Annotated in this window: 20 protein-coding genes; 7 read left to right on the top strand and 13 right to left on the bottom strand. The window is 71.2% G+C overall.

Annotated elements, in window-relative coordinates; genetic code table 11:
• Positions 1 to 156: 156 nt before the first annotated feature.
• The 3 genes from ACFYY6_RS25485 to ACFYY6_RS25475 form a co-directional block, all read right to left on the bottom strand.
• Positions 157 to 1,071, bottom strand: coding sequence for a GNAT family N-acetyltransferase (locus ACFYY6_RS25485; RefSeq protein WP_351623933.1), 915 nt, complete (start codon positions 1,069 to 1,071; stop codon positions 157 to 159).
• A gap of 112 nt (positions 1,072 to 1,183) precedes the next feature.
• Positions 1,184 to 3,079, bottom strand: a complete 1,896-nt coding sequence (locus tag ACFYY6_RS25480; RefSeq protein WP_389195320.1) for an IucA/IucC family protein — start codon at positions 3,077 to 3,079, stop codon at positions 1,184 to 1,186.
• Between the two features lie 27 nt (positions 3,080 to 3,106).
• Positions 3,107 to 4,486: a diaminobutyrate--2-oxoglutarate transaminase family protein gene (locus ACFYY6_RS25475; RefSeq protein WP_389195317.1), complete on the bottom strand. Its 1,380-nt coding sequence runs from the start codon at positions 4,484 to 4,486 to the stop codon at positions 3,107 to 3,109.
• A gap of 333 nt (positions 4,487 to 4,819) precedes the next feature.
• Here ACFYY6_RS25475 and ACFYY6_RS25470 point away from each other — a divergent pair, with 333 nt between their 5' ends.
• Positions 4,820 to 6,040, top strand: coding sequence for a hypothetical protein (locus tag ACFYY6_RS25470; protein ID WP_351516265.1), 1,221 nt, complete (start codon positions 4,820 to 4,822; stop codon positions 6,038 to 6,040).
• 195 nt (positions 6,041 to 6,235) lie between these two features.
• Here the strand turns inward: ACFYY6_RS25470 and hflX are convergent, their stop codons facing one another.
• From hflX to miaA, 6 genes are all read right to left on the bottom strand, one after another.
• Positions 6,236 to 7,756 (bottom strand): GTPase HflX, encoded by a 1,521-nt coding sequence (gene hflX / locus ACFYY6_RS25465; RefSeq protein WP_351516264.1) that lies wholly within the window; start codon positions 7,754 to 7,756, stop codon positions 6,236 to 6,238.
• Between the two features lie 188 nt (positions 7,757 to 7,944).
• The gene (locus ACFYY6_RS25460; protein ID WP_351516262.1) at positions 7,945 to 9,396 is read right to left on the bottom strand and encodes a M1 family metallopeptidase; all 1,452 of its coding nucleotides are present in this window, start codon (positions 9,394 to 9,396) and stop codon (positions 7,945 to 7,947) included.
• A gap of 87 nt (positions 9,397 to 9,483) precedes the next feature.
• The gene (locus tag ACFYY6_RS25455) at positions 9,484 to 11,580 is read right to left on the bottom strand and encodes an HD domain-containing protein (protein ID WP_351623943.1); all 2,097 of its coding nucleotides are present in this window, start codon (positions 11,578 to 11,580) and stop codon (positions 9,484 to 9,486) included.
• A gap of 228 nt (positions 11,581 to 11,808) precedes the next feature.
• The gene (dapF, locus tag ACFYY6_RS25450; RefSeq protein ID WP_389195312.1) at positions 11,809 to 12,681 is read right to left on the bottom strand and encodes a diaminopimelate epimerase; all 873 of its coding nucleotides are present in this window, start codon (positions 12,679 to 12,681) and stop codon (positions 11,809 to 11,811) included.
• Positions 12,682 to 12,814: 133 nt separating this feature from the next.
• Positions 12,815 to 13,300 (bottom strand): hypothetical protein, encoded by a 486-nt coding sequence (locus ACFYY6_RS25445; RefSeq protein WP_351516399.1) that lies wholly within the window; start codon positions 13,298 to 13,300, stop codon positions 12,815 to 12,817.
• A gap of 107 nt (positions 13,301 to 13,407) precedes the next feature.
• Positions 13,408 to 14,346: a tRNA (adenosine(37)-N6)-dimethylallyltransferase MiaA gene (gene miaA, locus ACFYY6_RS25440; RefSeq protein ID WP_351516259.1), complete on the bottom strand. Its 939-nt coding sequence runs from the start codon at positions 14,344 to 14,346 to the stop codon at positions 13,408 to 13,410.
• Positions 14,347 to 14,583: 237 nt separating this feature from the next.
• On the opposite strand from miaA, the gene ACFYY6_RS25435 reads away from it, so the two are divergent.
• Entirely contained in the window at positions 14,584 to 14,856 is a 273-nt protein-coding gene (locus tag ACFYY6_RS25435) for an antitoxin (protein WP_351516258.1), read from the top strand.
• A gap of 175 nt (positions 14,857 to 15,031) precedes the next feature.
• Here ACFYY6_RS25435 and ACFYY6_RS25430 read toward each other — a convergent pair whose 3' ends face one another.
• Together ACFYY6_RS25430 and miaB are read right to left on the bottom strand one after the other, a co-directional pair.
• Complete coding sequence (locus tag ACFYY6_RS25430) at positions 15,032 to 15,745, bottom strand: class III extradiol dioxygenase subunit B-like domain-containing protein (RefSeq protein ID WP_386607573.1); 714 nt, start codon at positions 15,743 to 15,745, stop codon at positions 15,032 to 15,034.
• Between the two features lie 261 nt (positions 15,746 to 16,006).
• Complete coding sequence (gene miaB, locus ACFYY6_RS25425; RefSeq protein ID WP_386607575.1) at positions 16,007 to 17,536, bottom strand: tRNA (N6-isopentenyl adenosine(37)-C2)-methylthiotransferase MiaB; 1,530 nt, start codon at positions 17,534 to 17,536, stop codon at positions 16,007 to 16,009.
• 88 nt (positions 17,537 to 17,624) lie between these two features.
• On the opposite strand from miaB, the gene ACFYY6_RS25420 reads away from it, so the two are divergent.
• Positions 17,625 to 18,623, top strand: a complete 999-nt coding sequence (locus ACFYY6_RS25420; protein ID WP_351516254.1) for a TAXI family TRAP transporter solute-binding subunit — start codon at positions 17,625 to 17,627, stop codon at positions 18,621 to 18,623.
• A gap of 142 nt (positions 18,624 to 18,765) precedes the next feature.
• Here ACFYY6_RS25420 and ACFYY6_RS25415 read toward each other — a convergent pair whose 3' ends face one another.
• Both ACFYY6_RS25415 and ACFYY6_RS25410 read right to left on the bottom strand, forming a co-directional pair.
• The gene (locus ACFYY6_RS25415) at positions 18,766 to 20,160 is read right to left on the bottom strand and encodes an ATP-binding protein (protein ID WP_389195308.1); all 1,395 of its coding nucleotides are present in this window, start codon (positions 20,158 to 20,160) and stop codon (positions 18,766 to 18,768) included.
• A gap of 34 nt (positions 20,161 to 20,194) precedes the next feature.
• Complete coding sequence (locus ACFYY6_RS25410; RefSeq protein ID WP_351516251.1) at positions 20,195 to 20,887, bottom strand: response regulator transcription factor; 693 nt, start codon at positions 20,885 to 20,887, stop codon at positions 20,195 to 20,197.
• A 393-nt stretch (positions 20,888 to 21,280) separates the two neighbouring features.
• Here ACFYY6_RS25410 and ACFYY6_RS25405 point away from each other — a divergent pair, with 393 nt between their 5' ends.
• The 4 genes from ACFYY6_RS25405 (at position 21,281) to ACFYY6_RS25390 (ending at position 24,660) form a co-directional block, all read left to right on the top strand.
• The gene (locus ACFYY6_RS25405; protein WP_351516250.1) at positions 21,281 to 22,066 is read left to right on the top strand and encodes an amino acid ABC transporter ATP-binding protein; all 786 of its coding nucleotides are present in this window, start codon (positions 21,281 to 21,283) and stop codon (positions 22,064 to 22,066) included.
• Between the two features lie 107 nt (positions 22,067 to 22,173).
• Positions 22,174 to 23,016: a glutamate ABC transporter substrate-binding protein gene (locus ACFYY6_RS25400; RefSeq protein ID WP_351516249.1), complete on the top strand. Its 843-nt coding sequence runs from the start codon at positions 22,174 to 22,176 to the stop codon at positions 23,014 to 23,016.
• A 79-nt stretch (positions 23,017 to 23,095) separates the two neighbouring features.
• Positions 23,096 to 23,761 (top strand): amino acid ABC transporter permease, encoded by a 666-nt coding sequence (locus tag ACFYY6_RS25395; RefSeq protein ID WP_351516247.1) that lies wholly within the window; start codon positions 23,096 to 23,098, stop codon positions 23,759 to 23,761.
• Complete coding sequence (locus tag ACFYY6_RS25390) at positions 23,758 to 24,660, top strand: amino acid ABC transporter permease (protein ID WP_351516246.1); 903 nt, start codon at positions 23,758 to 23,760, stop codon at positions 24,658 to 24,660. Before ACFYY6_RS25395 ends, ACFYY6_RS25390 begins: the two co-directional genes overlap by 4 nt.
• Positions 24,661 to 24,884 lie beyond the last annotated feature (224 nt).

Below are 24,884 nucleotides of genomic sequence, written 5' to 3'. Positions count from 1 at the left end.
CGGCGCGGCGGATTCCGCTGAATCGCTCGCTGGATCAGTCGCTGAACCAGTCGTGGAATCAGTCGGTGAATCGATGCGCGCGGGATATTTCGGCACGGTGACTCCTCGGGGTGGAACCGATGGGGTTCGAGCGGTGTATGTATCGCAGTCGTTCGTTCACAGGTGGGCCCGGTGGGTTCGGTCGCGGACCATCAGGGCGGCTCGTTTGTCGGGAAGCTCGACCTCCGCGGAGAAACGGAAGCCGGCGCTGAGGAAGGCGGACACGGACGGGGTGTTGCGCAGGTCGGGTTCCGCGACGACGCGCCCGCACAGGGGGCGGTTGTCCAGGATCAGGTCGGCGACGGCCCGGAGGAGGGTGGTGCCGACGCCGCGTCCGCGATCGTCGACCCCTCCGATGAGCAGGTGGATTCCGGTGTCGTGCGGGCGTGCCGGGTAGTGGCGGGCCAGCGGGTCGAGGTCCGCGCGGTAGATCTCCCAGTAGCTCATGGGGATGCCCGCCAGCACTCCGAGGCACGGCACGCTGCGTCCGTCGCCGTCCAGTTGGGGGCGCAGATGGTCCGCGGTGACCGTTTCGGTTCCGGCGAGTTCCCAGAACGCCGCCACCGCGGGGTCGTTCATCCAGCGGCTGATGAGGGCGAGATCGCGTTCCAGTCGCACGGGGACGAGTTGGAACACTCCGGCCGGGGTGTTGGCGGGGCCCCAGTCCGCCGGCCGGTCGAGCAGGCCGGCGGACGCCGCTGTGCTCTCCGGCGTGCGTGGGACGGTCGTGCCGGTGGCCGCGGTGCGTGCGGCGTCCGTCGGGACCGCGCCGCCCGGTGCCGCCGTCACGGACGTCACGGACGACATCGCGGAGGACACGGGCGAGGCGGACGACACGGACGACCAGGCCGACGGCCCGGGCGCGTCCGGCGTCACGGGGGGTGCCCCGGCGGTGGCCGTGGCACCCGTGCCGTCCCCGAACAGACCGAGGAGTTCCTCGGAGAGCGGCAGGTCCAGGGTGTCCTCGGCGCTCGTGTCGGTCTGCGGGGCCGGGCCGGTATCGGCGCCTGTGGGCGCGTCGGCGGAAGCCATGGTGTCGCTCTCCTCCCGGGGTTCAGACGGTGGTCATGGTCGTGCGTCGGTCATCGGCCCTCGCCGGTCCCGCTCTGTCGCTGGTCATGCGGTCTCCTCTCGTCGCGCTCCTTCAGGCGTGCAGCGGGTTGGCGATGGTGACGTACACGGACTGGGTGTCGACGGGACCGACGAGTTCGTCGAGGCCGTGCAGCCTGGTCAGCAGGTTGGCCTTGCACCGCAGATGAGTGTTGTCCAGGAGATGCGCGGGCAGCGGGGAGCCGAGTGCGGCGGCCGAGCCGAGGAACCGGCGGAACGCGGCGACGAGGACCCGCTCGTCGACGAGCCGCTGGGAGCCGAAGGACCCGATCAGCCCGAACACGTTGTTGATCCCGAGGTAGTAGGCGAAGCGTTCGTCGGTGACCTCGTCGGAGACGAAGGTGTCGCTGACCGTTCCGATGCCGGGGAGCCGTCGTTCCAGGGTGGCGCGGTGCGACTCGCGGAAGTAGTAGCCCTGGTTGTCGCGGTACCGGCCGCCGACGGGCCAGCCGTGGCCGTCGAGCAGCACCAGGGTGTTCTGCTGATGCGCTTCGAGGGCCACGCCCGCGTGGGCGTCGAGCCAGAGCACGGGGCGTACGACCCGGTCGAGGTAGCGCAGGAACCACTCGGTGGCCACTGCGCCCACGCCCCTGCCGGTGGCTGCGGAGAGGGAGAGGACGACCTCCGCGAGGCGCGAGTGCATGGCCTTGCGTCCCGGCCACGGACGCGGAGCGGTGAGCCCGGCGATGCAGACCGCGTCGTCGTGCGGACCGAACGGGTTGTGCCGCAGCACCACGTCGAGGCCGGTGACGGGCGCCCCGTCCGGGCCGTCGACGGCGAGCCAGGCGGGGTCGCGGACGATGTCGAAGCCGGGGTGGACGGCGTGCCACTGTGCGGCGAGCCCGCTGCGCAGCAGGCGGTGGACCTCCACCCCGCGGTGGAGCTCCTTGCGGAGGTTCTCACGACGGGAGTTGGTGATGCGCAGGCCGAGGGAGAGCTTGAGCATCAGCTCGGCGCCGGGCCGGTGCACGGTACGGACGGAGGAGGTGGGGTGCCAGTGCCCGCCGTACGGTCCGAGGTCGCGGAGGAGCCCGGCGTCGAGCAGGGCGGCCGCTTCGGACCGGTGCAGCAGGTCGCGTGCCTGCCAGGGGTGGAGCGGGATCGGTGCGGTGTTCTCGGGGAGGCACAGCCCTTCGGCCTGGGCGGTGAGCAGTTCCGTGGCGGGCACGGGACGGCCGCGTTCGGTCCAGGCGGAGTCGGTGGCCAGGACGGACCGGTCGACTGCCATCCAGTGCAGTGGGAAGGAGCCGTACGACTCGGGCGAGTAGCGGCGGGCCTCCGATTCGGAGAGTCCCTCACGGCTCTTGGGCGTCGGGTGGAGCGGGTGGCCGAGGAGCAGCGACTGCTCGGCCGTGAGGAAGAGGTCCGCCGCGGCCGGGGGCTCTGGGGCGCGCCGCCGCTCCGCGAGGAAGCCCGCGGTGCGGCGGACCGAGTCGGCGACCCGCGCCACCAAGTCGGCTCCCTCGTCGCGGTCGGCCTCACGGCCCAGCAGGGCGGCGACCGTGACCGCGTCGACGGACGGCGCGCTGTCGGGCGCCCCTTCCAGGACGGGTGGCCCGAACCGGTGCCAGCCCGTGACGGACCAGTGCACGACGGGGACGAGCAATGCCGTTCCGCTCGCGGGGAGGGGGACGCGCAGCACGTCCGCCTCGGGGCGGGCCAGGCCGCTCTCACGGACCCAGCAGCGGAGGAGGTTCTCGACGCCCGCCGCGTCGGCGGCGCGCAGCGGGTCCGGGTGGTCGAGATGGTCGACGTGGCCGTCCGGCGTCGCGTCGGCGGTCCGGGCCGGCCGGGTGTACCGCTCGTCGTCCGGTGCGGCCTTCTGGCGCGGCACGGTGGGCTCGACGAGGAGGCTTCCGGCGGGTCCGGCCTCCGCTCGCTGCGGCGTGGGGGGCGGGCCATCGGCCCGGGGCGGGGGGGTGGGGTTCACTGCGGTCTTCCTTGTGAGGTGGCCGGGTCAGTGGATCGACCCGGTCGCGATCCGGCGGTGCGGCAGTCGCTCGGCGGCTGCCAGGGCGTCGGCGAGGCGGTCCACGACCGCCGTCGCCTGTTCGTCGGTGAGGGTGAGGGGCGGCAGGAGGCGTACGACGGTGGAGTGGCGTCCGCCGAGTTCGACGATGAGACCGCGGCGCAGGCATTCCTGCTGGACGGCGGCGGCGAGCGCGGGGGCGGGCGGCGGTTCGGGGCTGCGGTCGGGCGCGGCGGCCTCGGGGTCGACGAGCTCCACCCCGATCATCAGTCCCCGGCCCCGGACGTCCCCGACGCACGGATAGGCCGCCGCCAGGCCCTGGAGTCGGGCGAGCATCCGGGCCCCGAGCGTCGCGGCGCGCTCGGCGAGGCGGTTCTCCCGTACGTAGGAGAGAGTGGCGGTTCCGGCGGCCATCGCGAGCTGGTTGCCCCGGAAGGTGCCGGCGTGCGCGCCGGGCTGCCAGGTGTCGAGCGCGGAGCGGTAGACGACGACGGCGAGCGGGAGGGAACCGCCGATGGCCTTGGAGAGCACCATCACGTCGGGGGTGATCCCGCTGTGCTCGACCGCCCAGAAGGCGCCGGTGCGGCCGACGCCCGTCTGGACCTCGTCGGCGATCAGCGGCACGGACCGGGCGCGGGTGATCTCGCGCATGCGGCGCATCCAGTCGTCGGGGGCCGGGATCACCCCGCCCTCCCCCTGGACCGGTTCCAGGATCATCCCGGCCGGGGCCGGCACGCCGCCCTTCGGATCATCCAGGAGGTTCTCGGTCCACCGGGCGGCGATCTCCGCGCCGCGCCCTCCCCCGATCCCGAAGGGGCAGCGGTAGTCGCGGGGGAACGGCAGGCGCGTCACCCGTACGTCCTCGGCACCGCCCGAGGCGGCCAGGGCGCCCTCGGTCATGCCGTGGTAGGCGCCCGTGAAGGCGAGGAGTCCGTCGCGGCCGGTGGCGGCACGGACCAGTTTGAGGGCCGCCTCCACGGCGTCCGTCCCGGCGGGTCCGCAGAACAGGATCCGGGCGTCGTCGGCGAACCTCCGCGGCAGGGTGGCGAACAGCTCGGTGGTGAACGCGTCCTTGACCGGGGTGGCGAGGTCGAGGACGTGCAGGGGCGCGCCCGAGTCGAGCACCTTCTTGATGGCCTCCAGCACCACCGGATGGTTGTGACCGAGCGCCAGGGTGCCGGCTCCCGAGAGGCAGTCGAGATACCGCCGCCCGTCCGCGCCCTCGATGGTCATCCCCCTGGCGCGCACCGGGACGATGGGCAGTGAGCGCGCGTAGGTACGGGCGGCGGACTCGCGCATCGACTGACGGCGCAGGATCCCCTCGTACGCCGCCGGTGCTGCCACCGGAGCTGGTTCGGTCACGGCCACGGCTGTCGGTCCTCCCGCTGGAACGGTTGCGTCGCACGTCGGTACGTCGGTGCGCGGACGGACGGACTCGGGGGATGAACTCCCTCCCCGGGGTCCCTCGCACGTACCAACGACGCCGGGCCCGGCGGATCACGGCCATATCCGAAGATCCTTGCGGGGGTGGAACCACGGACCTGCCTCACGCCGTCCCCAGCGGCACCGGCATAGTGGGGGCCGCACCAGGCGCTCGGGCGGCCTTCCGCATGCCGACAGGGCGTTCGAGGCCGTTGGCCCGCAACAGCGCCGAAGTGCCGTACGAAGTGTTGAGTTACGAAGTCCCAGGGGGATCACCACATGCGACTCAGTCGACCGGCTCTCGCCGCACGCCGGAGAGGTGTGCGGCGTACGCGCTTCTCGCTGCCGGCCGTGACCGCGGTCACCGCGGTCCTCGCGCTCACCGCCACCGCCTGCGGGCCGGAGGAGGACACCGGGGGCGACAAGCCGAACGCGGCGGCGACCCCGGCGTCCGACGGCAAGATCACCATCCCGGACGATCTCAAGGAACGGCTCAAGGACCGCGGGATAGACCTCGACCGGTGGCGGAACGGCGAGTGGAAGAACTGGGACAAGGAGAAGTGGCTGCGCGAGGCCAGGGACTTCGTCAATCCGATCATTGAGGACCTCTGGGACCCGGACCGGATGCGGGATGCCGACAAGGCGCCGGAGCGGCCGGTCGAGAACGACATCTCGGGCGATGCCGGCGTGACGGACCCGACGCCGGCGCCGGTGCGCGCCGTCGCCGTCGGAACGCCGTACCACTCCAGCGCCGCCGAGTCCGGGAAGCTCTTCTTCGACGGCCCCGAGGGCTCCATGGTGTGCTCCGCGACCGTGGTGAAGGACCCGGCGCACCCCGGTAAGTCGAATCTGGTGTGGACGGCGGGGCACTGTGTGCACGCGGGCAAGAAGGGCGGCTGGTACCGCAACATCGCCTTCGTGCCGTCGTACAACAACGAGGGTCTGCCCACGGCCGGGCTGAAGAAGGCGACCAGGGAGCAGATGGCCCCCTACGGCGTGTGGTGGGGGCAGTGGGCGCAGACCTCCGACCAGTGGATCTCCCAGGGATCCTCGGTCGGTGGGCAGGGGGCTCCGTACGACTTCGCGGTGCTGCGCGTCACGCCCGAGAAGGGGTCGACGGGCAAGTCTCTGGAGGAGACGGTCGGTTCCGCGCTGTCCGTCGAGTTCGACGCCCCGGCCGTGTCGAAGATCGGCACCATGACCGCCACCGGTTTCCCGGCGGCGCCTCCGTACGACGGCCAGAAGGCGTTCCGCTGCGAGGACGAGCCGGGCCGGCTGTCGTTGGCCGCACAGGACCCCACGATGTACCGCATCGGCTGCACGATGACCGGCGGCGCCTCCGGCGGTGGCTGGGTCGCGACCGGCCGGGACGGCAAGCCCGCGCTGGTCTCGAACACCTCCATCGGCCCGGTGACGGCCGGCTGGCTTGCCGGACCGCGGTTCGGCAAGGAGGCCGAGGGCGTCTACGAGGCGGTCAGCAAGAAGTACGCGGGACAGTGAGGACGGGCCGTCACCGGACCGGTGTCCGGTGACGGCGTCGCTTCACGGTGACGACGCCCCGTTCACGACGACGGCGTTACGACCGGGCGCGGGACGCGCGGCCCGGCGGCGTCGACGGCGAAGGCCCGTTCCCCGAGAGGGGCATGTGCCTCTCGGGGAACGGGCCTTCGGTCCGTACCGGGTGGTGCCGCGCCGTCAGTGCGCCGCGGGAACGAACGCGGAGAGCTCCGCGGCCAGTTCCTCGTGGACCCGGGCCTTGAGGAGGGTGCCCTCCGACGTGTGCTCCTCGGAGATCAGCTCGCCCTCGGCGTGCACGCGCGAGACGAGACCGCCCCGGGTGTACGGCACGAGTGCCTCGATCTCGACCGACGGCCGGGGCAGTTCGGTGTCGATGAGCGCGAGCAGTTCGTCGATGCCGTCGCCCGTGCGTGCCGAGACGGCGATCGCGTGCTTCTCGATGCGCAGCAGTCGCTGGAGCACCAGCGGATCGGCGGCGTCAGCCTTGTTGACCACCACGATCTCGGGCACGTCCACCGCGTCGACGTCGCGGATCACCTCGCGGACCGCGGCGAGCTGTTCCTCCGGGGCCGGGTGGGAGCCGTCCACCACGTGCAGGATCAGGTCGGACTCGCCGACCTCCTCCATGGTGGAGCGGAACGCCTCGACGAGGTGGTGCGGCAGATGCCGTACGAACCCGACGGTGTCGGCCAGGGTGTAGATCCGGCCGCTCGGCGTCTCGGCCCGGCGCACGGTCGGGTCCAGGGTGGCGAACAGCGCGTTCTCCACCAGGACGCCCGCCCCGGTGAGCCGGTTGAGCAACGAGGACTTGCCCGCGTTGGTGTAGCCGGCGATGGCGACCGAAGGCACCCTGTTGCGCTTGCGCTCCTGGCGCTTGATCTCGCGGCCGGTCTTCATCTCCGCGATCTCCCGGCGCATCTTCGCCATCTTCTCGCGGATCCGGCGCCGGTCGGTCTCGATCTTGGTCTCACCGGGGCCGCGGGTCGCCATGCCCCCGCCGCCGCTGGAACCGCCGCCGCCCATCTGCCGGGACAGCGACTGACCCCAGCCGCGCAGGCGCGGCAGCATGTACTGCATCTGCGCCAGGGAGACCTGCGCCTTGCCCTCTCGGGACTTGGCGTGCTGGGCGAAGATGTCGAGGATCAGGGCGGTCCGGTCGACCACCTTGACCTTGACGACGTCCTCCAGATGGATCAGCTGGCCGGGGCTGAGCTCACCATCGCAGACGACGGTGTCGGCCCCCGATTCGAGGACGATGTCACGCAGCTCCAGCGCCTTGCCGGACCCGATGTAGGTGGCCGGATCGGGCTTGTCGCGGCGCTGGTAGACGGCGTCGAGCACCTGGGCGCCCGCCGTCTCCGCCAGCGCGGCGAGCTCAGCCAGGGAGTTCTCCGCCTCTCGGGCGGTCCCCGAGGTCCACACGCCCACCAGCACCACGCGCTCCAGGCGCAGCTGGCGGTACTCGACCTCGGTGACGTCCTCCAGCTCGGTGGAGAGACCGACAACCCGTCGCAGCGCGGCGCGCTCGGAGCGGTCGAACTGGTCGCCGTCCCGCTCTCCGTCGATCTCGTGGCTCCAGGCGACGTCCTCTTCCATCAGGGCGTCGGCCCGAAGGCCCTCTGTGAGGCTCTCGGTGGTGTTCTCCGTAGCACTCCGCGCGTACCGCGCGTCCTGGGGAAGGGAAGAAGAGGAGGTCATTGGATCCTTACGTCGATGGAAGTCCGTTACATCTGTCACAACGTGTGACCTCTCCCGATGATTCCCGGTGCGGCGAATCATCGGTCCGGCCGCCGTGGCGACCCGTCGATAGTGGCACGGCCGCTCCGGGCTCGTCACCCGAGTTTGCCCCGGCCGGGCCGCGCTCGTGGCCGCCCGTGCGCCCCGCGTCACCGGCCGTCCGGGTCGGCACTGCGCCAGTCGGGGTGTCCCGGCATCGACGGAGTCCTCTCGCCGTACAGCCAGCCCTCGAAGAACGAGGTCAGGTCACGGCCCGTGATCCGCGACGCCAGCCGGACGAAGTCCGCGGTGTCCGCGGTGGAGTCCCGGTGCTTCCTCACCCAGCTCCGCTCCAGCCGGTCGAACGCGCTCGCTCCGATCTCCTGGCGCAGGGCGTACAGCACCAGCGCGCTTCCGTCGTACACCACCGGCCGGAAGAGGCTGAGCTTCTTGCCCGGCTCGGGCGTCGTGGGGCGGGCCGGCGGGCCGCCCGCGGCACGCCAGCCGTCGGACCGGACGTAGGCGTCGTGCATCCGGCTCTCCAGCGACTTCCCGGCGTGCTCCTCCGCGTAGCGTGCCTCGTACCAGGTGGCGTGCCCCTCGTTGAGCCACAGGTCGGACCAGGTCCGGGGCGAGACGCTGTCGCCGAACCACTGGTGGGCCAGCTCGTGCACCATGATCGATTCGACGTACCAGTCGGGGTGGCCGTCCCCCACGAACAGGGACCGTTCGAAGAGGGAGATCGTCTGGGTCTCCAGCTCGAAGCCCGTCCGGGTGTCGGCGACGAGTAGTCCGTACGTCTCGAAGGGGTAGCGTCCGACCTGCCGCTCCATCCACGCGATCTGCTCCGGGGTCTTGCCGAGCCGGTGTTCCAGGCGCTCGCGGTCGGCGGTCGGGACCACGTCGCGCACGGGCAGTCCGCGCGGTCCGATGCGGTGCAGCACGGTGGAGCGGCCGATGCCGACCTGGGCCAGTTCGGTGGCCATGGGGTGCTGGGTGCGATAGGTCCAGGTGGTCGTGTCGCCGTGCCGGGCGGCGGCGACGAGCAGTCCGTTGGCCACCGCCGTGAGGCCCTTGGGCGCGGTGACCCGGAAGGTGAAGTACGCCTTGTCGGCGGGGTGGTCGTTGCCCGGGAAGACGCGGTGGGCGGCGTCGGCCTGGTTGGCCATGGCCAGGCCGTCGGCGGTGCGCACCCATCCTCCGGTGTCCTGGGCGCCCCCGGGGTCGCTGGTGTGGTGGACGGTGATGCGCAACGGCGCTCCGGGCGGGAGGTGGCCGGGCGGGCTGATGACCAAGTCCTCGCCCACGGTGGCGAATTCGCTGCGCAGGCCGTTGACCGCGACCGCGCGGACGGTGCCGTGGGTGAAGTCGAGGTTGATCCGGTCCAGCGGTTCGGTGGTCCGGGCGTCGATGGTGGTGACGGCGTCCATCGGCCGGCTGTTGTTGCCGTGATAGGTCAGTCCGATGTCGTACGAGAGGACGTCGTATCCGGGGTTGCCGAGATGAGGGAAGAGCCGGTCGCCGATGCCGAGCGGCACGGGCGACGGGAGGGCGGCAGCGACGAGGGCGGCCGACGCGGCGGCCAGCAGAGCGGCCCGCGCACGGCGGGAGATGAACGGCATGGACTACCGCTATCAGCGACGTCCGGGCGAGCAGGCGCGGCACGCGCCGCACCACTCGAACGAGGTCTCCGCGGCGCGGCGCAGGAATCAGACGGCGCCCGCGGGGTGCCGGGCGCGGCTCACGTCGTACACCCCCGCTACGTCGCGCATCGCGCGCATCAGCGCCGGAAGTCCGGCGGCGTCGGGGAGTTCGAGCGTGTAGGTGTGCCGGACGCGCTGCTCGCTGGGGGGTTCCACGGTGGCGGACACGACGGCTGCCCCCGCCGTCGCGATCGCCTCGGTGAGGTCGGCGAGCAGCCGGGGGCGCCCGAACGACTCGGCGACCAGCGTGACCCGGCACGCGGCCGCCTCGCCCCAGCGGACGCCGACCGGTGTCCGGCCGGTGGACCGCATCCGGGCCGCCCCGGGGCACTCCCGCCGGTGCACGGTGACCGTGCCGCCGCGGACGACGAAGCCGGTGACGTCGTCGGGGGGCACGGGCGTGCAGCAGCCCGCGAGGCGCACGGTGGCGTCCGGCCGGTCCACCACGGCGCCCGCGGTCGCAGGGGTCTCCTGGGGCTGCGGTTCGGGCCTGGGCCCGGACGACCGGCCGCCGTGCGGTCCCTGGGGAGGCTCGGGGTGGGCTTCCAGCCAGCCGGTGATGGCGATCCGGGCCGCGGGGGTCCGGGCATGGCCGAGCCAGGCGCGCGAGGGGCCGGAACCGGCGTCCTCGGCGAGCAGCGGCTGCACCGTGTCGCCGTCGCTCAGCACGGTGCCGAGGGTGGCGAGCCGGCCGTTGACCCGGGCACCGACGCAGTTGTGCGCCCGGTCCCCGTACTGCGCGTAGGCGGCGTCGACGCAGCTGGCTCCGGCGGGCAGTCCGAGCGTGCCACCGTCGGTGCGGAAGACCGTGATCTCCCGGTCCTGGGCGAGGTCGGCGCGGAGCGTGGTCCAGAACGTGTCGGGGTCCGGTGCCGACTGCTGCCATTGCAGGAGCCTGGACAGCCAGCCGGGCCGGGTCGGGTCGGCGCGTTCCCCGTCCGCGGGTTCGGCGGCCTGGGGTCCGGAGCCGCCGTCCGCCGCGTACGGGTTGCCGAGGGCGATGACGCCGGCTTCGGCCACCTTGTGCATCCGATGCGTGCGGATGAGGACTTCGGCGACCGCGCCCTCGGGGCCGACGACCGCGGTATGCAGCGACTGGTAGAGGTTGAACTTGGGCGCGGCGACGAAGTCCTTGAACTCGGAGATCACCGGGGTGAAGCAGGTGTGCAGTTCGCCGAGCACGGCGTAGCAGTCGGCGTCCTCGCCGACGAGGACCAGCAGGCGTCCGAAGTCGGTACCGCTCAGTTCGCCGCGTTTGATCCTGACCCGGTGCACGGAGAAGTGGTGGCGCGGTCTGATGAGGACCTCGGCGGGGATGCCCGCCTCCCGCAGCACCGCCGCGACGTTCTCGGCGATCGGCGCGAGCGGGTCGGGTCCGGCGGCGGCGATCAGCTCCCGGGTCCGTTCGTACTCCTCGGGGTGGAGGATCGCGAAGACGAGGTCTTCGAGTTCGGTCTTGAGCACCTGCACGCCGAGCCGTTCGGCGAGCGGGATCAGCACGTCACGGGTGACCCGGGCGATCCTGGCCTGCTTCTCCGGGCGCATCACGCCGAGGGTCCGCATGTTGTGGAGCCGGTCGGCGAGCTTGATCGACATCACCCGGACGTCGTCGCCGGTGGCCACGAGCATCTTGCGGAAGGTCTCGGGTTCGGCCGCCGCGCCGTAGTCGACCTTCTCCAGTTTGGTGACGCCGTCGACGAGGTAGCAGACCTCCTTGCCGAACTGCTCCCGCACCTGATCGAGCGTCACTTCGGTGTCCTCGACGGTGTCGTGGAGCAGTGAGGCGGTCAGTGTCGTGGTCTCGGCGCCGAGTTCGGCGAGGATCAGGGTGACGGCGAGGGGGTGCGTGATGTACGGCTCGCCGCTCTTGCGCATCTGTCCGCGGTGCGAGGACTCCGCGAGCAGATAGGCGCGGTGCAGGATGGAGAGGTCGGCATCGGGGTGATGGGCGCGGTGCGCCTCGGCGACATGGCCGATCGCGTCGGGCAGTCGGTCACGCGGAACGGAGCCGAGGAGCGCGACGCGGCCGAGCCTGCGGAGGTCGATCCGGGGGCGGCCCCGCCTGCGGATGGGAGTACCAGGGTTGGCGGCCTCTGCGCTCATGGGGGGTACCTCCGGCGACGTCGACCGGCAGGGGGAAGGCGCGGTCGCACCTCCGGGCCGGTGCTTGATGCTACCGAGCCCACCACGTGGCGGAGTCCCCCTCTTGCCCAGCGTGAAACGGATCACCCATTCGAGCGAAGCCTTGGGCCTTGCCGTTCCGGGTCATGTCAGGCATCGCCCGTACGCGACCACCCGGCCGGTGCGGGGCGGTGGCGCCCGCTCGGGCCGCTACGCGGGCCGGGCGGCGAGCCAAGCCGGATCGATGACGCCCTCGGCGACGATCACGGCGGGGCCGGTCATCTCGATCTCGCCGTCCGGGTGCTCGGTGATGACGAGGGTGCCGCCGGGCAGGTCGACCGTGTACGTGACCGGGGTGCCGGTCCGCGCGGGGTCGACGCCGTCCCTGCGGGCCGTGGCGACGGCGACGGCGCAGGCGCCCGTGCCGCAGGAGCGGGTCTCCCCCGAGCCGCGCTCGTGGACCCGCATGGCCACATGGCGGGGACCCCGGTCGACGACGAACTCGATGTTGACGCCGTCGGGGTAGACGGCCGCGGGGCTGTAGGACGGGGTGGCCAGCAGGGTGCCGGCGTGCTCCAGTTCGTCGACGAAGACGACGGCGTGCGGATTGCCCATGTTCACGTTGCGGGCGTCCCAGCCGCGGCCGTCCACGGTGACCGTGACCCCGTCCTCCGGCAGGGTCGCGCGTCCCATGGAGACGGTGATGTCGCCCTCCTTGGCGATGTGCACCTTCTTGACGCCGCCCCGGGTGGCTACGGCGAGGTCGCCCGCCTCGACGTGTCCGGCGCGCTGCAGATAACGGGCGAAGACGCGTACGCCGTTGCCGCACATCTCGGCGACGGAGCCGTCGGCATTGCGGTAGTCCATGAACCACTCGGCCTCGTCCGCCATGGCACGCGCCTCGGGATGCGCGGCGGACCGTACGACGTGCAGCAGCCCGTCCCCGCCGATACCGGCCCGGCGGTCGCACAGCCGGGCGACGACCGCGGGGGGCAGGTCCACGGCGTCGTCCGGGTCGGGAACGATCACGAAGTCGTTCTCGGTGCCGTGGCCCTTGAGGAAGGTGATCTGCGAGGTGCTCACAGGGCAACTGTACGAGGCGGCGGCGAGGCCCGCCGAAACCGGGCCGGGCGGAGCGCCGGGGTGGGGCGGGCACGGGACGCGGCCGGTCGCCGGGCACGCCGTCGGGCAGCGCCGGAGGGGCCGTCGGAGCAGGTCAGCGGAGCCGGGCCACGCGCCCGACGGCCAGGGCGACCAGGACGAGGCAGACGGCGACGTACAGGGCGACCACCCGCCAGTCGGGCCGCTCGCCCGTACCCCGCTGCGGCAGTCCGGGCCAGGTGTAGCCGACGCGGCGGGCGGCCATCATGCCCCAGCCCGCGGCACAGCCGCTGATCAGCAGGCCCAGCATGGCGACGACCGCGCCGCCGTCTCCGAACTCGAAGGCGAGCGGGAAGGCGAACATCAGCGAGCCCACGGCGGCGAGCGCGACGATCGGCGCGAGCTGCCAGATGCGCATCCGCCGGGCGGGCCGCAGCTCGACCTCGACCTCGGCGGGCACGTCGAGTTCGTCGGGCCCGTCGGGGCTCAGACGCCCCGGTTCGTGGCCCGTCCCATGCGCCGTCGCGCGACCCTCGTCGTGCGCGGGCGCGTGTCGCGTGTCCGGTGCGTCGTCTTCCGTGTCGCGAGGGCCGGCCTCCATCGCCACGCGCCCTCCCAACTCGGACTCCACTGATCGATCGATGCTCGATGATGGCACGCCCCGAGGCACCGGAATGACGGGCGGGGCGTCCCGATGCCATCACGTGATCAGGCTGTGACCGCTCGTTCGACCAACGCCAGAGCCCGGTGCGGGAGTTCCCCGCGGTCCTCGGCGGCACCGCTCAGCCAGTGGACCCGCGGGTCGCGGCGGAACCACGAGTCCTGACGGCGCGCGAATCGTTTGGTGGCGCGGATCGTCTCGGCGCGCGCCTCCTCCTCAGTGCATTCCCCGGCCAGCGCGGCCAGCACCTGCTGGTAGCCGAGCGCCCGGGAGGCGGTCAGTCCGTCGCGCAGACCTCGTGCCTCCAGATCGCGCACCTCGTCGACGAGTCCGGCCTCCCACATCCGGTCCACCCGCAGGGCGATGCGTTCGTCGAGTTCGGGCCGGGCCACGTCGACGCCGATCTGGACGGTGTCGTACACCGCATCGTTACCCGGAAGGTTGGCGGTGAAGGGTCTGCCGGTGATCTCGATGACTTCGAGGGCCCGGACGATCCTCCGGCCGTTGCTCGGCAGGATGGCCCGGCCCGCCTCCGGGTCGGCGGCGGCGAGCCGGGCGTGCAGCGCCCCGGGGCCGCGCTCGGTCAGCTCCTCCTCCAGCCTGGCCCGCACCTCCGGGTCCGTGCCGGGGAACTCCAGTGCGTCGATGGCGCCCTTCACGTAGAGGCCGGAGCCGCCGACCAGGACGGGGGTGCGCCCCGCCGCGAGCAGTCGGTCGATCTCCCCGCGGGCCAGTCGCTGGTACTCGGCGACGCTGGCGGTCTCCGTGACGTCCCAGATGTCCAGCAGGTGGTGCGGCACGTCCCCGCGCTCGGGGAGCGTCAGCTTCGCGGTGCCGATGTCCATGCCCCGGTAGAGCTGCATGGAGTCGGCGTTGACCACTTCGCCGTCGAGCCGCTGAGCGAGGAACACCCCCAGATCGGACTTTCCGGCAGCGGTGGGGCCGACGACGGTGATGACCCGCGGTGCGGGAGCTGAGCTTGTCACCGCCCCAGTCTCGCAAACCTTCCGCCCTGTTCCCGAACGAGTACGGCGGCCCGGGGCGGGCGCCGGTCCTGCGACGCCGAGCGGAGCGAATCCTCGCTCAAACCAGTAGAATTTATACGTGAATACGGGCGTTTTTCACGGTTTGGAATGCGACTGCGAAGCCGGTGGGCGAAGCGGTCGGCGGCCGGACCGGACAGGACGCCCGGCCATGGTTTCTTCCAGCAGGGAAGGTGCCCGATGGGCTTCCTGGACACTTTGAAGGCCAAGCTGAGCCCCGCCAGGGAAAAGGTCGGCGAACTCGCGCATCAGCACGGGGACAGGATCGACCACGGCCTCGACAAGGCGGCACGGACGGTCGACGAAAAGACCAAGGGCAAGTACAGCGAGAAGATCGAGTCCGGCACGAGAAAGGCCAAGGAAGCGGTCGAACGCCTGTCCCACAAGCACGAGGACGGTGCGCCCGAGCGCGGGGACGACACGCCGCCGAGCGCGCCACCGCCCGCTTCGTGACACTCGGCCGCTCGGTGGCGTCACGCCGACCGGGACGTCCGGCGGAACGGGAGAACCGCGCCGACGGGCGGCCGCGCAGTGCGAAGACCGCACGGCCGCCCGCCGTACGCGTGTCTCCGTGCGGTGCCCTCCCGGTACGGCTCCCGGGGCCTGGCGGACGGCTCCCGTACGGGTCTCAGGACCAGGCGGCGACCATGTAGCCGACGCCGTACGGGGCGTCGTCGTAGAGCAGCCGTCCGCGCAGGTCGGCCCCTTCGGCCGCGCCCGCGAGGACCTGCCAGGGCGCGCGGCCGGCCGCCTTCAGTTCGTGTGCGAGCGACGCGTCCAATGCGACCAGGGCACCGGGATCGGCCGCGCCCAGGGCGCGCGCGGCGGCGGCGTCGAACGCTTCTGCACGCTCGTCCAGGTAGCCGGGGGCCTTGAGCGTGCGGCAGGCGCTGCCGTCGCCCATCACCAGCAGCGCCACCCGGTCCGCCCGGGCGGCCAGGTCCCGCCCCGAGCTCACGCAGCGTTCGGTCTCCAGGGGCTCCCCCACGCCGAGACCTTCGACGGGTGCATCCGACCAGCCTGCATCGGCGAGCAGCCAGGCGCCCACGGCCAGGGACGGCGGCAGCGGACGGTCCGCCACCCGTCCCAGGTCGCGCCCGAGCCGTACGCCGAGGTCGACGCCGAAGCCCCGGAACGTGGCGGTGGCACCCTCGGAGTGCGGTCCCCGGCCCGCTCGGGCGGCGGGCCCGACCACGATCAACAGGTCGGGCCGGGCGGTGGCGAGCACGTCCACGGCATCAGTGCACGCCTTCCGCAGCGCGTCGAGCTCGGGCGCGGCACCGGCGGCGACCTCGGGTACCAGCAGGGGCGGACAGGGGCAGACAGCGGCGGCGACAAGCATGGTCGGCAGCGTACTGCGTGAGCACACGACTCCGGCCGACCGTTACCGCCCCGCGGCCGGTCCGCCGTCATCGCCGGAGCGGGCGGGCGCCGGGCTCAGAGCCTGTCGGGTGGCCTTCGACCGGAAAGCGGACGCGACATGGTGCGTGCGGTTCCAAGGCGCCGGGATGTCCGCGCAGTGGAGTTGCGTGGACATTTCGGCAACGCCGGAAGCGTGCGTGCCAGGGCATGACCGCCCGGTCGGAGGTCGCCCGACAGGCTCTCAGTCGCAGCCGCAGCCGGGGGCCGCCGCGGCCGGCAGCGGGGCCGGGGCGCCGATGCCGGGCAGCCCCAGCATCACTCCGGCCGGCTTGGCCGCCTCGGCGGCGTTGCGCTTCTCCCAGGCGTCCCCGGCCCGGGTCCGCCGCACGCCCACCGCGGGTCCCTCGGCGAGCAGGTGGTGCGGGGCCGCGTACGTGACCTCCACCGTCACCACGTCGCCCGGACGCACCTCCTCGTCGGGCTTGGTGAAGTGGACCAGGCGGTTGTCGGGGGCGCGGCCGGAGAGGCGGTGCGTAGCGCCGTCCTTGCGGCCCTCGCCCTCCGCGACCATGATCTCCAGCGTCCGGCCGACCTGCTTCTTGTTCTCCTCCCAGGAGATCTCCTCCTGAAGGGCGGACAGGCGCATGTAGCGCTCCTGGACCACCTCCTTGGGGATCTGCCCCTCCATCTCGGCGGCCGGGGTCCCGGGGCGCTTGGAGTACTGGAAAGTGAAGGCGTTGGCGAAACGCGCCTCGCGGACCACGTGCAGGGTCTGCTCGAAGTCCTCCTCGGTCTCGCCGGGGAAGCCCACGATGATGTCGGTGGAGATGGCGGCGTCCGGCATCGCGTCGCGCACCTTCTCGATGATGCCGAGGAAGCGCTCCTGGCGGTACGAGCGGCGCATCGCCCTGAGCACGGTGTCCGAGCCGGACTGCAGCGGCATGTGCAGCTGGGGCATCACGTTGGGCGTCTCGGCCATGGCCGCGATCACGTCGTCCGTGAAGTCGCGCGGGTGCGGGGAGGTGAAGCGGACCCGTTCCAGGCCCTCGATCGTCCCGCAGGCGCGCAGCAGCTTGGAGAACGCCTCCCGGTCGCCGATGTCCGAGCCGTACGCGTTCACGTTCTGGCCGAGCAGGGTGATCTCCGAGACGCCCTCGGCGACCAGTGCCTCGATCTCGGCGAGGATGTCGCCGGTGCGGCGGTCCTTCTCCTTGCCGCGCAGCGCCGGGACGATGCAGAAGGTGCAGGTGTTGTTGCAGCCGACGGAGATGGAGACCCACGCCGCGTAGGCGGACTCGCGCCGCGTGGGCAGGGTGGAGGGAAACGCCTCCAGGGACTCGGCGATCTCGATCTGGGCCTCCTCCTGGACGCGGGCGCGCTCCAGCAGCACCGGCAGCTTGCCGATGTTGTGCGTGCCGAAGACGACGTCCACCCAGGGGGCCCGCTCGACGATCGTGGCCCGGTCCTTCTGCGCCAGGCAGCCGCCGACGGCGATCTGCATGCCAGGGCGCCTGGCCTTCATCGGGGCGAGCCTGCCGAGGTTGCCGTAGAGCTTGTTGTCGGCGTTCTCCCGCACCGCGCACGTGTTGAAGACGACCACGTCGGCGTCCCCGTCGGAGCCCTCGGCGGCCCGCACGTAACCCGCGCCCTCCAGCAGACCGGACAACCGCTCGGAGTCGTGGACGTTCATCTGGCACCCGTAGGTGCGGATTTCGTAGCTCTTGGGTGCTTGGACGTCCACTGCGAGGCTCCGGTCGCTGCTGCTGGTCATCCCTCAAGGGTAGGCGGTCCCGGGAGCGCCTCCCGCTCCGGAGCCCCGGCCCTGGTCATCGCGGGGACGGGCTGGCAGGATCGCCGCCATGCTCCAGGCGCTCTCCCGTATCGGCCGCCGGCGCGCCCTCCGGGTGGGTGCCGTCCTCGTCGTCGTGCTCGGGCTGTTGCTGTGGTGGCTGCTGCCGCTCGGGAAGCCGGCGCCGAGCGGGACGCTGACGTTCAGCACCGGGGTGCGCAGCGGGGTCTACCAGCGCTACGGCGAGCGGCTGATGGGCGACCTCGCCAGGGACCTGCCGCAGGTGTCGATCCGGCTGCGGACCAGTGAGGGTTCCCAGCAGAACATCGCGCGGGTGGCGACCGGGAAGGCCGACTTCACCATCGCCACCGCCGACGCCCTCGCCACCTATCTGCACGACCGCGGTCCGGGCGCCGACCGGCTGCGGGGCTGCGTGCGGCTGTACGACGACTACATCCAGCTGGTGGTGCCCCGGGGCTCGCCGGTGCGCCAGGTCTCCGACCTGCGCGGCCTGCGCATCGGGGTGGGGCAGCCGGGATCGGGGGTGCGGCTGGTCGCCGACCGCGTGATGGAGGCCGCCGGACTGGACCCGAACGACGACGTGACACCGGTGCCCGACGGCATCGACACCATGCCGAGGCAGCTGGAGACCGGTCGGCTCGACGCCTTCTTCTGGTCGGGCGGACTGCCCACCTCCGCCGTGCAGGAGCTGTCGGACCGGTTCGCGGTACGGCTGGTGCCGATGGAGGCGTCGCTGGTCAAGGAGCTTCAGGCGGTGGGCGGGGCCGCCCGCCACTACCGGTCGGCCGTGATGCCCGCCGACGCCTACCGCAACGCGCAGCAGGGTCAGGCGGTGCCGACATTGGCGATCGCCAATGTCCTGGTGACCACCGACCGCACGGATCCGTCGATGACCGCGGCGTTCACCCGGACCGTGATCGACAGCCGGGACCGGATCGGACGCGAGGTGCACGCGGCCCAACTGGTGGACCTGCGGACGGCGATCTACACCGATCCGTTGCCGTTGCACGAGGGTGCCAAGCGGTACTACCGCTCGGTCAAGCCATGACCGGTGATGCACAGGGCGTGGTCCGTGGTCCGTGCCCCTCGGTCCGTGACGCGCGCCGGCCCGTACACGGGTCCCGCCCGGCGGCGACCCGGTCGTACCCGGCCGCCCGGCCGGGCCGTGACCGCGCACGCGGTACGGCCGCTCAGCCCTGCGGGCCGTTGCGCGGCACCGTCACCGTCACGCGCAGCCCGTGCGGTTCGTTGGCCGTGTAGTCGAGGGAGCCGCCGCCCGCGGCCAGGAGGGCCTTGGAGATGGAGAGTCCGAGACCCGATCCCTTCACGTTCTGGTGCTGCGCGCTGCGCCAGAACCGGTCCCCGACGCGTTCCAGCTCCTGCGGGGTGAGGCCGGGGCCGTGGTCGGCGACGACCACCGTGACGTCGTCGCGTCCGGAACCGACCATAACCAGGACCTCCTCCCCGGCGGGGGTGAACTTGAGGGCGTTGTCGATGACGGCGTCGAGGGCGCTCGACAGCGCGATGGGGTCCGTCCAGGCCGTCACCGCGGTCGGTCCGTCCGACCGGAGCCGTACCCCCTTGTCGTCGGCGACCGGGCGCCAGGAGGCGACGCGTTCCTCGGTGAGCGCGCCGATGTCCGTGAGTCGCAGGTCGGCCGCGGCGTGCTCGGCGAGCGCCAGGTCGAGCAGGTCGTCCAGGACCTGCGCGAGGCGCTTGCCCTCCGTGCGCACGGAAGCGATCTCCTCGTTGCCCTCGGGGAGTTCGAGCGCGAGGAGCTCGATCCGCAGCAACAACGCGGAGAGAGGGTTGCGCAGTTGGTGCGAGGCGTCGGCGACGAAGGCGCGCTGCTGCTCCAGCACGTTCTCGACGTTGTCGGCCATCTCGTTGAACGAGCGGGCCAGACGTCTGAGTTCGGGCGGGCCGCCGGAGGCCGCGACCCTCGATCTCATCCGGCCGCTGGCGATGTCGTGGGTGGCCGCGTCCAGGGTCCGTACCGGCAGCAGCACCCAGCCGGTGAGTCTGATCGCGGCTCCGACCGCCACCAGCATGGCGATCGCCTCGCCCGCGGCGATCAGCAGCCAGCCGCGCAGCGTGCGCGCGCGCATCCCGGACGTGGGCGAGTCGATGACCACGACGGCGACGACATCGCCGTCCCGCACGACGGGCGAGGCGATGACGATCCTGCCCCGTTGCCAGGGCCAGACCTGCTGCGGATCGTGGCTGCGGCGCCCGAGGAGCGCCTCCTGGAACGCCTCCCGCCCCTCCCCGTCCAAGGGCAGCTGCCAGTCCGCCGGGGCCTTGGCCATGGCGCTGTCGTCGCGGTAGAGGACGCCGGCGTGGATGCCGTACACCGAGTCGTAGGTGTCGAGTTCGCCCCTCAGGGTGTCGCGTCGCTCCTCGTAGCCGGGAGTGCGTTCGGCGACGAACTGGGCGAGCGCGGCGAACCGCGCGGCGTCGTCGATGCGGTCGATGACGACACGCTGCTGCTCGGCGTTGGCCACGCTCACGGCCAGCGGGAAGCCGAGGGCGAGCAGCACGCTCGCCATGAGCACGATAAGAAGGGGAAGCAGCCGGGTGCGCACCTGGGACGTATGCCTCTGTTCGTCTCCGCCGCCGCTACGCGGCCGGGTCGACGAGACGGTAGCCGACCCCGCGCACCGTCTCGATCAGTGCGGGCAGCCGCAGCTTGGAACGCAGGGACGCGACGTGCACTTCGAGCGTGCGGCCCGTGCCCTCCCAACTCGTGCGCCACACCTCGCTGATGATCTGCTCCCTGCGGAAGACCACACCGGGCCGCTGGGCCAGCAGCGCGAGCAGGTCGAACTCCTTGCGGGTGAGCTGGATCTCCGAACCGTCCACACTGACCCGGCGGGTCGGCAGCTCGATCCGGACGTTCCCCAGGCGGAGCGCGGCGACCGGTGTGGACACGGTGTCCTCGCCGGCCGACGTGCGCCGGCTGACGGCGTGGATGCGGGCGAGGAGTTCGCCGGTGTCGTACGGCTTCACCACGTAGTCGTCTGCCCCGAGGTTGAGGCCGTGGATCCGCGAACGGACATCGGCGCGGGCGGTCACCATGATGACCGGTGTGGACGTGCGCTTGCGGATCTTCCCGCACACCTCGTAGCCGTCCTGGTCGGGCAGGCCGAGGTCGAGGAGCACGACGCCGAAGGGTTCCGTGTCCGCGGGCAACAGCGCCTGGAGCGCGTCCTCGCCGGTGCGTGCGTGCACGACCTGGAAGCCGTGCCGGGCGAGTATCGCGGAGAGCGCGGCCGCGACGTGGTTGTCGTCCTCGACGAGCAGCAGTCTCATGCGCCCTCCTTCCGTGGTGCGATGGTGCGGTGCCGGTCGCCGCGGGCTGCCCGCGGCCAGGGGGTCCGCGCGGCGCGCGTGCGAAAGCCCGTGCCGCTCCCGGTGTCGTGTTTCGTACGCCTCTGGTCACTTCCCCGTACGGAGGTGTTTCGCGTGATGGCGTACCAGGGCATCCACTCCGATGAGCGGTACGCCAGTCAAGAGCCCGCCCGTCGCATCGGGCCATCTGTTATCCACCCGGTACGCCCGGGGTGTCCCGTCCGCATCCCCGGTCACAGGGCGTGTCCGGGCGCCACCGGATCGTTATCCTCAATTCTCGCTCAGATGTGATGACGCTGGTCGCACCGCAACCCTAGGGTCCTTCCCAACCGAGGAGGACGGAGCAAGAAGCCGATGAGCGGAGTTTCAGTGACCAAGGGCGCCGAGGACGCCGCACCCGCGGCGAACGACCTTGTCGTACTGAGCAACGTCAACAAGCACTTCGGCGCGCTGCATGTGCTCCAGGACATCGACCTGACCATCGCCCGCGGCGAGGTCGTGGTCGTCATCGGACCCTCCGGGTCCGGGAAGTCCACGCTGTGCCGCACGATCAACCGCTTGGAGACGATCGACTCGGGCGACATCTCGATCGACGGCAAGCCGCTGCCGCCGGAGGGCCGGGAGCTGGCACGGCTGCGCGCCGATGTCGGGATGGTTTTCCAGTCGTTCAATCTCTTCGCGCACAAGACGGTGCTCGAAAATGTGATGCTGGGTCAGATCAAGGTCCGCAAGACCGACAAAAAGGCCGCCGAGGACAAGGCCCGTTCGCTGCTGGAGCGGGTGGGAGTCGCGACGCAGGCCGACAAGTACCCGGCCCAGCTCTCCGGCGGTCAGCAGCAACGCGTGGCCATCGCCCGGGCGTTGGCGATGGATCCCAAGGTGATCCTCTTCGACGAGCCGACCTCCGCGCTCGACCCGGAGATGATCAACGAGGTGCTGGACGTCATGCAGCAGCTCGCCCGGGAGGGCATGACGATGGTCGTGGTCACGCACGAGATGGGCTTCGCGCGTTCGGCCGCGAACCGGGTCGTCTTCATGGCGGACGGGAAAATCGTCGAAGAGGCCGCGCCCGACCAGTTCTTCAGCAACCCGCGCAGCGACCGGGCCAAGGACTTCCTCTCGAAGATCCTTCACCACTGATCGGAACCGATCGACCGGAATCGATCGGCCCGAGCCGATCGATTCCTCACCGCCGGTCCGTGAACCGGTCGGTCTCCCGCATCGCGTCAACTCTAGGGAATGTCATCATGCAGCTTCGTAAGGTCACCGCCGCCTCGGCCGCCGTGCTCGCTCTCGCCCTGACCGCCACCGCCTGTGGTTCCGACAAGAAGGACGGCGGTTCGGACGGTTCGGGCAGCGGCAAGATCACCATCGGCATCAAGATCGACCAGCCCGGTCTGGGGCTGAAGACGCCGGACGGCAAGTTCACCGGCTTCGATGTCGACGTCGCCACGTACGTCGCCAAGGAACTCGGCTACGACGCCAAGGACATCGTCTTCAAGGAGACCAAGAGCGCCGACCGCGAGACGGCGATCGAGCGCGGCGACGTGAAGTTCATCGCCGCTTCCTACTCGATCAACGACGAGCGGCTGCAGAAGGTCGACTTCGCGGGCCCGTACCTGCTGGCGCACCAGGACATCCTGGTCCGCGCCGACGACGACTCCATCAAGTCGCCGGAGGACCTGAACAGCAAGAAGCTGTGTTCGGTCGCCGGTTCCACCTCGGCGCAGAACGTCAAGGACAAGCTGGCCCCGAAGGCGCAGCTCCAGACCTACGGTGGCTACTCGGAGTGCCTGACCGGCCTGGAGAACAAGGTCATCGACGCCCTGACCACCGATGACGACATTCTTGCGGGCTACGCCTCGCAGAAGGAGTTCCAGGGGAAGTTCAAGCTGGCCGGCTTCAAGATGACCAACGAGAACTACGGCATCGGCCTGAAGAAGGGCGACGCCGACCTCAAGAAGAAGATCAACGACGCTCTCACCAAGATGGTCTCGGACGGTTCCTGGGACAAGGCCGTGAAGGACAACTTCGGCCCGGCGAACTACAAGAACGAGCCCGCCCCGAAGATCGGCAACGTCGTCAAGTGAAGCAGGGCTGACCGGGCGCGCCGTCCATGAACGGCGGCGCGCCGTGCCCTCCCTCCGACACGCGGAAGCGCGGGAGATCGTGTTCGACTTTCTTGAAGGTTACGACCTGCTGGGGGCCTTCTGGGTGACGGTGCAGCTCACCGTCTACTCCGCCCTCGGCTCCCTCATATGGGGAACGCTACTGGCCGGCATGAGGGTCAGCCCGGTCCCCCTGATGCGCGGCTTCGCCACCGCGTACGTCAATGTGGTCCGGAACATTCCGCTGACCGTGATCATCGTGTTCTCGTCGCTGGGTCTGTACCAGACGCTGGGCATCATGCTCGGTGCCGAGGTCATCGACGACATCAACTTCCGTCTGGCGGTGCTCGCCCTGGTCGCCTACACCGCGGCCTTCGTGTGCGAGGCGCTGCGCTCCGGCATCAACACGGTGCCGGTCGGCCAGGCCGAGGCGGCGCGTGCGCTCGGGCTGAGCTTCACGCAGGTGCTGCGGCTGATCATCCTTCCCCAGGCGTTCCGTGCGGTGGTCAACCCGTTGTCCAACGTGCTGATCGCGCTGACGAAGAACACCACGGTCGCCTCCGCGATCGGTGTCATCGAGGCCTCGTACCTGATGAAGGACATGATCGAGGCCGAGGCCCAGCTGATCCTGATCGCGCTGGTCTTCGCGTTCGGCTTCGTCGTCCTGACCCTCCCGACCGGCCTGATCCTCGGCTGGGTGAGCAAGAAGGTGGCGGTGAAGCGATGAGTTCCTCGGTCCTCTACGACGCCCAGGGACCGCGCGCCAAGCAGCGGAACATCCTGTACACGGTGTTGTTCGTCCTGGGCGCCGCGGCCGTGGTGTGGTGGGTGTACGACGGCCTGGCCGAGAAGCACCAGCTCGACTGGATCAAGTGGGAGCCCTTCTTCACCAGCATCCAGCCATGGGAGACGTACATCTGGCCGGGTCTCCAGAACACGCTCAAGGCGGCGTTCTTCGCCCTGATCATCGCGCTGCCGCTGGGTGCCCTGTTCGGTATCGGCAGAATGTCGGACCACCGCTGGGTGCGGATGCCGGCCGGTTTCGTCGTGGAGCTCTTCCGCGCCGTCCCCGTGCTGATCCTGATGATCACCGCGAACGCGGTGTACGCGGAGTACACCACCATCGACACCGATGTGCGTCCGCTGTACGCCGTGGTGACCGGTCTGGTGCTGTACAACTTCTCGGTGCTCGCCGAGATCGTGCGGGCCGGCATCGAGTCCCTGCCGAAGGGCCAGGCGGAGGCGGCCAAGGCGCTCGGCATGCGCAAGAGCCAGGTCATGGTGTTCGTACTGCTGCCGCAGGCGGTGACGGCCATGCTGCCGGCGATCGTCAGCCAGCTCGTCGTCATCGTGAAGGACACCGCGCTCGGCGGCGCCATGATGACCTTCCCCGAACTGCTGGCGTCGGTCCGTCCGATGAGCGCCAACTACGGCGCCAACACCATCGCGTGCTTCACCGTCATTGCCGTGATCTTCGTGGCGCTGAACTTCGCGCTCACCTCGTTCGCGAGCTGGCTGGAGCGGTGGCTGCGGCGCAACAAGAAGAGCAAGGGAACCACGCCGGGGGGCGCACCGGAGACCGTCGGTGAGCCGGCGCTCGTCGTCGACGACGGGCGCGCCGTCTGACGGTTCGTCGCATCGTGTGCCCGAGGGGCGGTGGCTGATCAGCCACCGCCCCTCGCCGTCGCCCGGCGTCGCTTGACGCGGGCACCGGCAGTAGGTTGCATACGTTCTGTGATCGCGCCCCCTGCACCCTTCGCCGCCACACCTCCTCCAGGCCCTGTCACAGTGCCGGGCCGTGCCTTTCTGCCGCCCGTGTCCGCACCGAGCGCCCCGGTCCGAGGAGTTGC

This window comes from Streptomyces sp. NPDC001750, from assembly GCF_042892615.1.
In the GTDB taxonomy this organism is placed as follows: Bacteria; Actinomycetota; Actinomycetes; order Streptomycetales; family Streptomycetaceae; genus Streptomyces.
This window is presented reverse-complemented; position numbering and strand designations above follow the sequence as displayed.